Here is a 12,346-nt window from a genome sequence, read left to right on the forward strand (position 1 = left end):
CAAAAGCGGCCGTCGTCTTGAAACTGCAATGGAACTCTGCCTATCTAAGTGGTGTCACCTGATTTGCATGGTGATTTGGTTGTTCTTGTTGGGAAAGGAAACACACTGAGAACAGCACTGCGGAAGAAGGCTGATATCATGCCTTCGCCGGCCGGGATCAGCGGCAACGCCGCCGCGAGCCTCGCCATCGACACAGTCCTTGCCAGTCTGGAAGACTCCAAGGCCGAAAACATCGTCTCAATCGACATCCAGGGAAAATCGAGCCTCGGCGACTATATGGTCATCGCCTCGGGCCGATCGCACCGTCATGTCTCGGCTGTCGCCGATCATCTCCTCAAGGCGCTGAAAGATGCCGGTCTCGGCAATGCGCGCGTCGAGGGGCTGGCCAGCGCCGACTGGGTCCTGATCGATTCGGGCGACATCATCGTCCATGTCTTCCGCCCCGAAGTCCGCGAATTCTACAATCTCGAAAAGATGTGGCAGGCGCCGGACCTCGAGGAAGAGACCTTGCACTGAGCCTTGATCCGCGTGCCGTGAACCATCACGGTATGCGCTGAGACAAGCTCGCCGGGGCGAGGATGAAGATCACCGTTCATGCCGTGGGCCGGATGAAGACCGGCCCCGAGAGAGAACTCGCCGACCGCTATTTCGAGCGCTTCGCCAAGAGCGGGCCCGCGGTCGGGCTGGAATTTGCCGGCATTGTCGAGGTCCCCGAAAGCCGCGGACAGAGCGCCGACGAGCGCCGCCGCGAGGAAGCCCAGAAGCTGCAGGGCCTGTTGCAGGCCGGAACTGTCCTCATCCTGCTTGATGAGCGCGGCAAGTCGCTTTCGTCGGAGGACCTTGCCGCCCGCATCGGCCAGTTGCGCGACGGCGGCCGCAAGTCGCTGGTCGTCGCCATTGGCGGCGCCGATGGCCATGACAAATCCTTACGCGAGCAGGCGGACCTGGTGCTGTCGTTCGGCGCGCTGACCTGGCCGCATCAGTTGGTGCGCGTGATGCTGGGCGAGCAGCTCTACCGGATCGGGACGATCCTGGCGGGTCATCCCTATCATCGGTCGTGAATGGCGCTTGCCATCTCCAAAAGCTGGGGATTGCTTATCCCGGCTCGGATTTTCGCCTCAAAGGCTGAACATCACTGCTGGAGTAGGGCGCTTCCAACATGGTTGATGGTTCGTTAACGAAGCGGCGGATAGGTTAGGGGCCTGATGTCTGAAGGCTGGTACCCGATCATACGCGCCTGGCGCAGCCGCTGCGGCTTGACCCTTGTCGCCGCCGTGGTCGCGCTCGGGCCGGTCCGGGCGACCGAGAACACGCTGGACGCGGCGCCGGATCCCGATCAGAGCCGGACCGAATACGAGCAGGTCTCCAAGGAGATCACGCTGTCATCGGAGCGGCTGGCCAAGCTCGCCGCCGACATCGCCTCGGTGCGCAAGGATTATGCCTCGATCACCGCGGCGCTGATTCAGTCGGCTATGACGGAGCAGAAGCTTGGCCAGGACATCGAGGACATCGGCGCCAAGCTCGAAGGGCTGAAGGACGAGGAACAGAAGCTGCGCGCTTCACTCATGGCCCGGCGCGACGTGCTGGCCGAAGTGCTCGGCGCGCTGCAGCGCATGGGGCTCAATCCGCCGCCGGCGATCCTGGTCAAGCCGGAAGACGCGCTGTCGTCGGTGCGCAGCGCCATCCTGCTCGGCGCCGTGGTGCCGGAACTGCGCCAGCAGACCGACCGGCTGATGGCCGATCTCAAGGAGCAGACGCGGGTGACGGCCTCGATCGAGGCGGAACGGGCGCGGCTCACCGCCGCCGTCACGGACCAGACGGCGGAGAAGAAGCGGCTCACCATGCTGCTCGAGGCCAAGAAGAAGCTGCAGGCCGATACCCAGACCGCGATGGCGGCCGAGCAACGGCACTCGCAGGAGCTGGCGGCGAAGGCGAGCAGCCTCAAGGACCTGATCGCTTCGCTCGAAGCCGACAAGGCGCGCAAGGCGCAGGACCAGGCCAAGGCGGGCGAGCGGAAATCGACCGACAGCGACACGATGGCCTCGACGACCGAGCTCGCCGCGTTGCCGGTGCCGGAGGCCAACCGCCTCACGGGGTCGGCGCCGTTTTCAGCCTTGCAAGGCCAGATCGCGCTGCCGGTCATCGGCAAGATCAAGCGGCGTTTCGGCACCGACGATGGCAATGGCGCGGCGATGCAGGGCGACATGGTTGCGACACAATCGGGGGCCATCGTCACCGCACCGGCGGATGGAAACGTGCTTTATGCGGGGCCGTTTCGCAGCTACGGTCAACTCTTGATCCTCAATGCGGGCGATGGGTATCATGTCGTCCTGGCGGGGATGAGCAGAATCAGCGTCGCGACCGGACAGTCGGTGCTCGCAGGAGAGCCGATCGGCGCGATGGGAGAGGCCCGGGTGGCAAGCACCTCGGCCTCGCGGAATGAAAATTCGGCGTCGGAACTCTATGTCGAGTTCCGCAAGGATGGAAAACCCGTCGATCCGGCCCCATGGTGGGCGGATCGATTCTCTGGAAGGACGTGAAATGATGCGGAAACTGTCGCTTCTGTTTGCCGGCGCGCTGATGGGCGCATCGGCAATGAGCCTGGTCTACGGCACACCGGGTTCGGCGGCGAATGCTGCGGGTTCGGAAACCTACAAGCAGCTGGCGATCTTCGGCGACATCTTCGAGCGCGTGCGCGCGAACTATGTGACGCCGCCGGACGACAAGTCGCTGGTCGAGAACGCCATCAACGGCATGCTGGCCTCGCTTGACCCGCACTCCTCCTACATGAATGCCGAGCAGGCGCAGGACATGCGCGTGCAGACCAAGGGCGAGTTCGGCGGCCTCGGCATCGAGGTCACCATGGAGAACGACCTGGTCAAGGTGATCACGCCGATCGACGACACGCCGGCCGCCAAGGCGGGCGTGCTTGCCGGCGACTATATCGCCAAGATCGACGGCGAAGAGGTTCGCGGCCTGACCCTCAATGACGCGGTCGAGAAGATGCGCGGGCCGGTCAACACGCCGATCAAGCTCACCATTCTGCGCCAGGGCGCCGACAAGCCGATCGAGCTGACGGTGGTGCGCGACATCATCAAGGTCAAGGCGGTGAAGTACCGGGTCGAGAACGACATCGGCTACATGAAGATCACCTCCTTCACCGAAAAGACCTATGACGATCTCGAGAACGCCATCGAGAACATCAAGAAGCAGGTGCCGAACGACAAGCTGAAGGGCTATGTGCTCGATCTGCGCCTCAATCCGGGCGGCCTGCTCGACCAGGCGGTGAGCGTCTCGGACGCCTTCCTTAAGCGCGGTGAGATCGTTTCGACGCGCGGCCGCGATCCGAAGGACGTCACCCGCTTCGACGCCAAGCCGAAGCAGGTCGACGACATCAACGGCAAGCCGATGATCGTGCTGGTCAATGGCGGTTCGGCGAGCGCCTCGGAAATCGTCGCCGGCGCGCTGCAGGATCTGCGCCGCGTCACGGTGGTCGGCACGCAGTCCTTCGGCAAAGGCTCGGTGCAGACCATCATCCCGCTCGGCGAGAATGGCGCGCTCAGGCTGACGACCGCGCTCTATTACACACCGTCGGGCAAGTCGATCCAGGGCAAGGGCATCACGCCCGACATCAAGGTCGACCAGCCGCTGCCGCCGGATCTGCAGGGCCGCGACCTGACCCGTGGCGAATCCGACCTCAAGGGCCACATCAAGGGCGCCGACGAGAGCTCGACCGGTTCTGGCTCGGCCGCCTATGTGCCGCCGGATCCGAAGGATGATCTGCAGCTGATCTATGCCGAGCAGCTGCTGCGCGGCGAGAAGACCGACCCGGCCTTCCCGCCGAACCCGGACAAGGCCGTGCTGAACCAATAAGGCCGCCACGGCCGGGGCAAGGCTCTGGCCGGCTCAGCGAAGCAATGCAATGCTGCCGGGACCGCGAGGTTCCGGCGGTTTGATTCGGGGACCGCGGTTGGGGCGCCACGCGTCTGGGGTATCGCGCCGAATTGCGCAGGATTTCACGTTTAACGTGACCGCGTGTTGGGAACTTAACTTGGCAGAAATCGGCAAGGATATCGAACGCCCGCTTGGACAGAAGCTCCAGCCCAAGCGGCGTGCTTCTCGCGGCATCAGCGGCGGCACGCTTGCCGCTGTGCTGGCCGTGCTTGCCGTGATCGGCGTTTCCGGCGCGATCGCATTGCGCGACAAGCCGTTCCGTAAACCGCAAGACGTGGCGGTTTCCACGCCGAAGGTTGTCGCGGCCCCCACCACACCCGCGCCGCCTGCCGCACCGGCTCCGGTTGCGGCCGCGACGCCGCAGGCCAGCACCCCGATGAAGAGCGGCGGGCCGCAGATCATCCACGTCCAGACCGAGGAGGGCGACAGCCCGCCGAAAGCGGCGATCGTCATCCGCGATCCCTCGACGCTCGGCCAGAACCTCAAGGTCGCCCACATCCCGGACCGGGCTTTGATCGAGGCCAGCGAGACCGGTCCGCTGCCGATGCGCTCCGCCGATGGCAGGCGGCCCTTCGACGTCTATGCGCGGCCGTGGTCGGGCGCGCGTGGCGCACGGGTGGCGATCGTCATCGGCGGGCTCGCCGTCTCGCAGACCGGCACGCAGGCCGCGATCGCCAAGCTGCCGGCCGAGGTGACGCTGGCCTTCGCGCCGCAAGGCAACAGCATCGGCCGCTGGATGCAGGCGGCGAGGCAGAGCGGGCATGAGATCGTCATGCAGGTGCCGCTAGAGCCGTTCGATTATCCCAACGTCAATCCCGGCCGCAACACGCTGACGGTGTCGGCCAGCGCGGACGAAAACCTGAAGAGCCTGCATTGGGCGCTGTCCAGGACCACGAACTATACCGGGGTCATGAACTATATGGGGGCGCGCTTCTCGGCCGACGCCTCGGCGATGGAGCCTTTCATGGCCGAGCTCGGCAAGCGGGGGCTGGCCTATATCGACGACGGCTCATCCTCGCGCAGCGTCGCCCCTGACCTGGCGCTGAAGGACGGCGTGCCGTTCGTCGCCGGCGACATGGCGATCGATGCCGTGCAGGACCGCGGCGAAATCCTGAAGAAGCTCGACAGTCTCGAAGCCACGGCGCGGGCCAAGGGCAGCGCAGTCGGCATCGGTTCGGCCTTCGACATCACCGTCGACACGGTTACGTCCTGGATCACTGAGGCGAAGAAGCGCGGCATCGAGATCGTGCCGATCTCGGCGGTGGCCATAGATCCGCAAAAGGGCTAACGCTACCCGCCTCGCCGCACTCAATCCTCGAGACCGCTGGAACGCTGACCCATGGCCAAGACGATCGATCCCGAAACGCTGCCTTATCGTCCCTGCGTCGGGCTGATGATCCTCAACAAGGCCGGCCTGGTCTGGGTCGGGCACCGCATCGCCGAGCCGGACAGCGAGTTTGCCGGCACCACGCAGCTCTGGCAGATGCCGCAAGGTGGCATCGACAAGGGCGAGGAGCCGATCGAGGCCGCGGGCCGCGAACTCTATGAGGAAACCGGCATGCGCAGCGTGTCGCTGCTTGCCGAGGCGCCGCACTGGATCAATTACGACCTGCCGCCGCATCTGGTCGGCGTCGCCTTCAAGGGCCGCTATCGTGGCCAGACGCAGAAATGGTTCGCCTACCGCTTCGAGGGCGATGAGAGCGAGATCGCAATCAATCCGCCGCCCGGCGGCCACACGGCCGAATTCGACGAATGGGCCTGGCGGCCGATGCGCGAGCTGCCCGAGCTGATCGTACCGTTCAAGCGCAAGGTCTATGAGCAGGTTGTGGAGGCATTCCAGCATCTTGTTCGCTAGACGTGGCAGGCTAAGTTCGGCAAGCGAAGAGGTTGGCACCGTAGTCGAGATCATGCTTTGTTGATGCTGATGTGCTGCATGCAAAGAGGCAAACATGAACGACGCGCGGCAAGCGCACTTTAGCGAAGCGTCGGCGCTGCCCCTCATCGCCCTGCCGGGCACTTCTCCCCGTATAGTGACGGGGAGAAGGGGCTGGCCGCAGCCTCGGCGCGCTTCTTGCGATGTTGGTGATTGGCGAAATCGGCAGCGACAGCGCCCCTCTCCCGTCACTATACGGGGAGAGGATGCCGGCAGGCAGGTGAGGGGCAGCGCCAGCGTCCAAAGTCGTGCGTCGCCGCAACAATTGCAAACCGCCTGCGACGATTGCCTTGATGAGTGATGCCGAAGTGACTTCGCTGCAAACAGTCGCTGCCAATGGTTCGACGGTCAGCGAGGCGGCCGCCGGCGCGATCCTGACGATCGACCTCGGCGCCATCCGGGAAAACTATCGCCGGTTGAAGGCGCGGCTGGGCGGCGTTCGCTGCGCCGGCGTGCTCAAGGCAGACGGCTATGGACTTGGCGCCGCCCAAGTGGCCGAGGCGCTGGCGAAAGAGGGCTGCGACATCTTCTTCGTCGCGCTGCCCGACGAGGGCATCGCGCTGCGCAACGCGATCGGGCCCGGACCTGACATCTTCGTGCTGAACGGACTGCCTCCGGGTTCGGAACCGGAAGCGCAAGCGGCCGGACTTTGCCCGGTCGTCAACAGCGCCATCCAGCTGAAGGCCTGGCGCCAGGCCGCGCGGAGCGCGGGCCGGAGCCTGCCTGCCGCCATCCAGGTCGATAGCGGCATGGCCCGGCTCGGCATGGCGCCGACGGACGTCGAGGCGGTCGCGGGCGAGGCCGGCGCCTTCGACGGCATCGACATCCGTTTCGTGATGAGCCATCTCGCCCGCGCCGACGAGCCCCAACAGGCGGCCAACGAGAAGCAGCGGCACGAATTCGACCGATTGCGCAAGATGCTGCCCGCGGCGCCCGCCTCCCTGGCCAACTCGTCGGGCATCTTTCTCGGACCTGCCTATCATTACGATCTCGCCCGTCCCGGAGCCGCGCTCTACGGCGTCAACCCGACACCCCACGAAGCCAATCCGATGCTGCCGGTGATAAGGCTGGAAGCCAAGGTGGCGCAAACGCGTGAGATCGGCGCCGGCACAGGCATCGGCTATGGCCACACCCACCAGGCGGACGGGCCGCTCAGGCTGGCGACCATTTCGCTGGGCTATGGCGACGGCTGGCACCGGCGCGCCGCCTCGGCCGCCTGGTTCGAGGGCGTGCGTTTGCCCTTCGTCGGGCGCGTGTCGATGGATTCGATCATCCTCGACATTTCGGCGCTTCCGGCAGGCAGGCTCGGCGAGGGCGACCTCGTCGAGCTCATCGGCCCCTCGCAAAGCGTCGACGACGCGGCCGGCCACGCCGGCACCATCGGCTACGAGATACTGACCAGCCTGGGCACGCGCTTTCACCGCCGCTACGTCGGCGCCTGACCACGCCCCTTGGCGGGCGCCGCAAAATCCGGCACACAGATGAACGAGCCACAGCGCCTCCGCGTGCACGGCCCTTGAGGGAGATAGAATGAAAGTCATCGTGCTGGGCGGCGGCGTGATCGGGGTCACCACCGCCTACTTCCTCACCGAGGCCGGCCATGAAGTGACCGTCTACGATCGCCAGCCGGGGCCGGCGCTCGAAACCAGCTTCGCCAATGCCGGCGAAGTGTCGCCGGGCTATGCCTCGCCCTGGGCCGGGCCGGGCGTTCCGATCAAAGCCGTCAAATGGCTGTTGATGAAATACGGCCCGCTGGTGGTGCGGCCGGCGTTCGACCCGAATATGTGGACCTGGCTGCTGAAGATGCTGCGCAACTGCACGGCCGGGCGCTATGCGCTCAACAAGTCGCGCATGGTGCCGCTTGCCGAATACAGTCGCGACACGCTGAAGGCACTGCGCGAGGCGACCGGCATCACCTACGACGAACGGGCCAAAGGCACGCTGCAGCTCTTCCGCAAGCAGAAGCAGCTCGACGGCACCGGCGGCGACGTCGAGGTGCTGAAGAAATACGGCGTGCCCTACGAGATCCTCGACCGCGACGGCTGTGTCGCCGCCGAACCGGCGCTCGCCGCCGTGCGCGACAAACTCGTCGGCGGCCTCAGGCTTCCGGGCGACGAGACCGGCGATTGCAAGATGTTCACCGACAAGCTTGCTGAGCTCTGCGTGGCGCGGGGCGTGACCTTCGAATACGGCTCGACCATCCGGAAAGTCGTCAGGAACCGGAACCGCCTCACCAATGTGCTCACCGACAGCGGATGGAAATCCGCCGACGCCTTCGTGATGGCGCTGGGCAGCTATTCGGCGCAATTCATGCGCAAGCTGGGACGACCCATTCCGGTCTATCCGGTCAAGGGCTATTCGATCACCGTGCCGATCACCAATGCCGAGGCCGCGCCGGTGTCGACCGTGATGGACGAGACCTACAAGGTGGCGATCACCCGGCTCGGCGACCGCATCCGCGTCGGCGGTACGGCGGAGATTTCGGGCTATGATCTTCGCCTGCATGAATCGCGCCGCCGCACGCTCGAACACTCGGTCGTCGATCTTTTCCCCGGCGGCGGCGATCTCAAGGCGGCGAGCTTCTGGTGCGGCTTGCGGCCGATGACGCCGGACGGACCGCCCTTGGTCGGACTGAGCGAGGTCGCCAATCTCTATCTCAACACCGGCCACGGCACGCTCGGCTGGACCATGGCCTGCGGCTCGGCCAAGGTGCTGGCCGACATCATGTCCAACCGGGTCCCGGAGATCAACGCGCGCGATCTGAGCCCAGAGCGGTATCTGAAGCCTATTTAAAGGTGTGCTGATATTCAGGTGAGACCCGTCTGCGAATGACGGCTTTCTGCGCTTCCGGTGCTCACGTACTTTAAGTACGCTCCGCTCCGGTTCTCGAAATCCGCCATTCTCGACTCGGCCTGACCTGAATCTCAGCACACCTTAGTCGAGCGGCGTTCAGAACGCCTCCCGGACCCAGGCGTCGCTGAACAGCAGGCGGTAGGCCCAGCCGATCGTGACATTGGTGGCGACCGGCCGTGAATGCGCAACGTAGTCCTGGTAGATCGGCTTCATCCTGGCATAGAAGGCCGGATCCAGCACGACCATGCCGTTCTCCGAGTCATGGAAGAAGCTGCGGTTGTTGAGGTTGACCGATGAGATGGCGACCAGCCTTTCGTCGATCATCATGATCTTGGAATGCAACACGACGTCGGGCGCCTTGAACTCGCGGATGTTGATGCGATCGCCATATTTCTCGACGAACAGCTTGTTGAGCGCGGTGAGGAAGCGGCCGCCGATATCGCCCTTGAGGTCGATGCGGCCGACGACGTCGATCTTCACGCCCCTGGCCAGCGCCCCGTCGAAGGCGCGGGCGATATCGGGCGTCAGGTTGAGGTAGGGATTGACGATCTCGATGCGATGCTCGGCGCTGTCGATCAGCTCGACGAAATAGGCCTCCAGCGCGTGCCCATCCTCATAGGGCACGGAAATGAAATGCCGCGCCACGCCGCGCGGGGCCGCCCGGGAACGGACCGGAATGGAGAACGGCCGCGACAGGTTGGTGTCGGCGTCGCGCAGCCAGATGGTCGACAGATGCGCGGCCAGCGTCTCGACCGTCGCCGGGTCGGCGATCTCCATATCGAAGTCGCTCCAGTTGGAATAGTAATTCAGCGAGAAGCCGTCGGTCTTGCCGTATTGCTCAAGGTCCGGATAGCGGGTCAGGTCGACTGGCCGGTGGAACAGAAAACCGTCGTGGATGTTGCGGCCGCCGATGATGACGCGCGACCGTCCAGGCTCTTCGGCCAGTGTCGCCAGCATCTTGACGTGATGGGTCTTGTGCAGCTGTGAGATCTGCTCGTCGAACGGTGCGCCGTGATCGGCCTGCCAGCGATATTCCTGCAACTCGACATTGGGAAACTCCGATGCCAGCCGGTGGAGCATGGCGTCGTCCTTCTCCCGCTCGAGCACGTCGGTCACCAGGATGCGCACCTTGGTGCCGAGCGCTGCGTGATGGCGGATCAGCCGCTCCATCACGCGGCCGGAGAAATCCGCCTTGAATTCCAGCGACGACAGATAGATCAGCCTGAGTTTCGGGGCGTGGGAGAAATCGAGCGGCAGCCCTGGGTCGGCTTTGTCGAAAGCGCTGTCCGGCAGCCTCTTGCCGAGCAGGGCTTCGACCTTGGCGTTGAAACCGTCACGGGATTTTCGCAGCAGGGTCGGCGATCCCAGCGGCAGCGCGCAGGTCTGCGACAGCCAGCGGCTCGCATAAAAGACACGGTTGAGTTCCTCCATCCCCGCCGGATCGGGCACCGGGCAGCGGTCGTAGCGGCTGTCCAGAGCCGTGATCCAGGGATCGGCGGTCTCCTCGCGCAGCAAGGTCAGCGGCGCGCCCGCCGGCGCCAGGGCGGAGCCGACGCGCAGATCGCAGCGGGTCAGTGCCTGGTCCGGAAACAGGCTGACGGAGGTTTCGGCGACCGGGAGGCTCAAATGGAATGGCGCGGCCGCGGCGACGGTCATGGATCGGCCTGGTGCGCGGATCGCGAGCCGGCCGTTGCAGGTGCCGCCGATGTCGACAGGCTGCTGGCCTGCCTGGCGCAGCACGATCTCGACCGAGCGCGCCTGCAGACCGGAGAAGCTGAAGGTCTTGGGTGCCGAGGGCCGTGCGGCGGCATCGAGATAGAGGGTCTGGCGAGACATGCGCCAGCGCCCCGCGAAATGGGCTTGGCCCGGCTTGCCTGGCGTGGGCGCGAGTTCCGTGTCGTCGAGCGGCCTCGCTAACCCTTGCAGCGCCGGATAGGTCGCATGGAAGCCGCTGTTCTGGACATCGCGCCAGTCGCGGACGAAGCGGCCCGTGCCGTTGGCGCGGTCGAGCGCATCGAGACGGCTCTGGGCGAGCAGCGCCTGGAACCGTTTCTCGTAGGCGCTGTTGCCGTCGCTGGCGAAATAATGCGCTGTAGCGATCCCGGCGCCGGTGCTGTCCGCAGAGACGGGCAGGCGGTCGCAGGCGTCGTCGCCCGGAAAGAAGGCGCAGGCCGAATGTCCGGGCATGCCGGCGCAGCCGGCCAGCACCGTCAGCGCCAGTCCAAGCAATGCCTTGGCGACGGCAGACCCGAGGCTCATCCGGCTGCTCCGCTCACGGCTTTGAGCTCGGCGGGGTCGCGCGGCGGCAGGAAGCCTTGCGGAAAGATCCGGCAGACGGGAAAGGCGAAGGTGGCGATCAGAAGTTCGGCCTCGTTGCGCATCTTGCGCGGCGCCGTCCTGTCGTCTCGAATTTTCCGCGCTGAAGCGACCAGCTCGCCGTCGCAGTCGCAATGATTGTGTCTTGCAATGTAGCAGGCGTCATGGACCCGGCACGCGGCATCGAGGCGGTCGACGGGCCTTGCCGACAGATCGCCGGTGCGCGTGCCCGGGCCGCAATAATTGCCGATGACGAAAGGCGAGGGCCGCGACATGGCATAGCGTACCGGCTTCGGCAGCTCCGCCTCCGGAACGTTCGCCCAGGGATTGGCGCAGTCCGACAGAAAAAGCAGCGGCAGAATGGCAAGAACGGGTCGCATTTCCCCGCCGGCGTTTCGAAGATTATCCCCAGAGCGTTTCACCGTTTCACCGTTTCACGGAAACGGCGAACCGCTCTATCTTTTTGTTCTGCCGCAATTCCTAGAATTGCTTTGGCGCCCGGTCACGGCATGGCCAGGCGCGCAGGTGCCACAGTGGCTGAATTTGTGGCGCAGGCAAGGCGGCAACGACCAACTGCCTGTGATAAGATCGGGGGCAGCGAGGGGACTTTGCAATGCGTCTTTTTCCAGTGGCGGCGACCGCTATCTGGCCTGCGCCGCGGCGGCGCTTGCCGCGGACAAGGCCGTTCACGATAGGGAACACGGCTTTTCGCTGACCTATCCCGAGGAATCGACAAGCGAAACCGCCTTTGACAACACCATCCGGCTCAAGCTCAAATCCGGCGAAAAAGGCCTGACCTGCAGGGTGTCGCAAAATGCCTACGATCCGACCGCTCCGGGCAATCCGCCTGATGTCAGGGCGTTCATGGAGAAAGACTGGCAGATGAGCAACTGGCAGACCACGGTCGGCGTCGCCTATCAGTCTGCCAGCTTCAGCCAGGACAGGCTGGCGCATTTCCCGGACGGCTATCCGGTGCGGATCGCCGATATGGATTTCCACTATGCCGATGACAATGTCAGCTTCTACGGCCATTCCCGCATCGCGCTGACGTTGCGCAGCTCGCATTACGGCTTCATCGATTGCGGGGTCACCGGCGACAGCGCCGACAAGGCGACGCGCAAATGGGCGCCGCTTGCGGATCAGGCCGACAAGATCGTGAGCTCGTTCGTGCTCGATCCCGACTAGTTTCTCGACACGGGAATTTTGAAAGACTGCTAGGTATCCGCTGGCTGGATTGTCGTCGTTCATGCCCGCGAAATCGCACAAACGCTGGAGATTGGCCGAAGCCCC

General features: G+C 64.8%; 11 protein-coding genes. 9 read left to right on the forward strand and 2 right to left on the reverse strand.

All coding sequences use genetic code 11. From position 1 onward, the window contains the following. Positions 1–138 precede the first annotated feature (138 nt). The 8 genes from rsfS to EJ072_RS18250 all read left to right on the forward strand — a co-directional run bounded on the left by rsfS (position 139) and on the right by EJ072_RS18250 (position 8,680). The gene (rsfS, locus tag EJ072_RS18210) at positions 139–516 is read left to right on the forward strand and encodes a ribosome silencing factor (RefSeq protein WP_126080694.1); all 378 of its coding nucleotides are present in this window, start codon (positions 139–141) and stop codon (positions 514–516) included. 62 nt (positions 517–578) lie between these two features. Further along, entirely contained in the window at positions 579–1,061 is a 483-nt protein-coding gene (rlmH, locus tag EJ072_RS18215; protein ID WP_126080695.1) for a 23S rRNA (pseudouridine(1915)-N(3))-methyltransferase RlmH, read from the forward strand. Positions 1,062–1,205: 144 nt separating this feature from the next. Then, positions 1,206–2,540 (forward strand): murein hydrolase activator EnvC, encoded by a 1,335-nt coding sequence (locus EJ072_RS18220; protein ID WP_126080696.1) that lies wholly within the window; start codon positions 1,206–1,208, stop codon positions 2,538–2,540. A 1-nt stretch (position 2,541) separates the two neighbouring features. Further along, positions 2,542–3,873 (forward strand): S41 family peptidase, encoded by a 1,332-nt coding sequence (locus EJ072_RS18225; protein ID WP_042645671.1) that lies wholly within the window; start codon positions 2,542–2,544, stop codon positions 3,871–3,873. A gap of 178 nt (positions 3,874–4,051) precedes the next feature. Continuing rightward, positions 4,052–5,242: a divergent polysaccharide deacetylase family protein gene (locus EJ072_RS18230; protein WP_126080697.1), complete on the forward strand. Its 1,191-nt coding sequence runs from the start codon at positions 4,052–4,054 to the stop codon at positions 5,240–5,242. Positions 5,243–5,293: 51 nt separating this feature from the next. After that, a complete protein-coding gene (locus EJ072_RS18235) occupies positions 5,294–5,809 on the forward strand; it encodes an RNA pyrophosphohydrolase (protein ID WP_126080698.1) in 516 nt (171 codons plus the stop codon). Between the two features lie 371 nt (positions 5,810–6,180). After that, complete coding sequence (alr, locus tag EJ072_RS18245) at positions 6,181–7,329, forward strand: alanine racemase (protein ID WP_126080699.1); 1,149 nt, start codon at positions 6,181–6,183, stop codon at positions 7,327–7,329. Between the two features lie 88 nt (positions 7,330–7,417). Further along, positions 7,418–8,680, forward strand: a complete 1,263-nt coding sequence (locus tag EJ072_RS18250; RefSeq protein ID WP_126080700.1) for a D-amino acid dehydrogenase — start codon at positions 7,418–7,420, stop codon at positions 8,678–8,680. A gap of 156 nt (positions 8,681–8,836) precedes the next feature. Here the strand turns inward: EJ072_RS18250 and EJ072_RS18255 are convergent, their stop codons facing one another. Continuing rightward, positions 8,837–10,999, reverse strand: a complete 2,163-nt coding sequence (locus EJ072_RS18255; RefSeq protein ID WP_126080701.1) for a phosphatidylserine/phosphatidylglycerophosphate/cardiolipin synthase family protein — start codon at positions 10,997–10,999, stop codon at positions 8,837–8,839. Next, positions 10,996–11,436 carry a hypothetical protein gene (locus tag EJ072_RS18260; RefSeq protein ID WP_126080702.1) on the reverse strand — a complete coding sequence of 147 codons (441 nt, stop codon included), beginning with the start codon at positions 11,434–11,436 and terminating at the stop codon, positions 10,996–10,998. The genes EJ072_RS18255 and EJ072_RS18260 overlap by 4 nt, the downstream gene beginning before the upstream one ends. Positions 11,437–11,581: 145 nt before the next feature. On the opposite strand from EJ072_RS18260, the gene EJ072_RS18265 reads away from it, so the two are divergent. Beyond that, complete coding sequence (locus EJ072_RS18265) at positions 11,582–12,241, forward strand: hypothetical protein (protein WP_245466902.1); 660 nt, start codon at positions 11,582–11,584, stop codon at positions 12,239–12,241. Positions 12,242–12,346 lie beyond the last annotated feature (105 nt).

It is taken from the genome of Mesorhizobium sp. M2A.F.Ca.ET.046.03.2.1 (assembly GCF_003952425.1).
In the GTDB taxonomy this organism is placed as follows: domain Bacteria; phylum Pseudomonadota; class Alphaproteobacteria; order Rhizobiales; family Rhizobiaceae; genus Mesorhizobium.

Excerpts from the sequence above, each read along its gene's own strand:
- rsfS (WP_126080694.1), top strand. The coding sequence starts at position 139 with ATGCCTTCGCCGGCCGGGATCAGCGGCAACGCCGCCGCGAGCCTCGCC.
- rlmH (WP_126080695.1), top strand. The coding sequence starts at position 579 with ATGAAGATCACCGTTCATGCCGTGGGCCGGATGAAGACCGGCCCCGAG.
- EJ072_RS18220 (WP_126080696.1), top strand. The coding sequence starts at position 1,206 with ATGTCTGAAGGCTGGTACCCGATCATACGCGCCTGGCGCAGCCGCTGC.
- EJ072_RS18225 (WP_042645671.1), top strand. The coding sequence starts at position 2,542 with ATGATGCGGAAACTGTCGCTTCTGTTTGCCGGCGCGCTGATGGGCGCA.
- EJ072_RS18235 (WP_126080698.1), top strand. The coding sequence starts at position 5,294 with ATGGCCAAGACGATCGATCCCGAAACGCTGCCTTATCGTCCCTGCGTC.
- alr (WP_126080699.1), top strand. The coding sequence starts at position 6,181 with ATGAGTGATGCCGAAGTGACTTCGCTGCAAACAGTCGCTGCCAATGGT.
- EJ072_RS18250 (WP_126080700.1), top strand. The coding sequence starts at position 7,418 with ATGAAAGTCATCGTGCTGGGCGGCGGCGTGATCGGGGTCACCACCGCC.
- EJ072_RS18255 (WP_126080701.1), bottom strand. The coding sequence starts at position 10,999 with ATGAGCCTCGGGTCTGCCGTCGCCAAGGCATTGCTTGGACTGGCGCTG.
- EJ072_RS18260 (WP_126080702.1), bottom strand. The coding sequence starts at position 11,436 with ATGCGACCCGTTCTTGCCATTCTGCCGCTGCTTTTTCTGTCGGACTGC.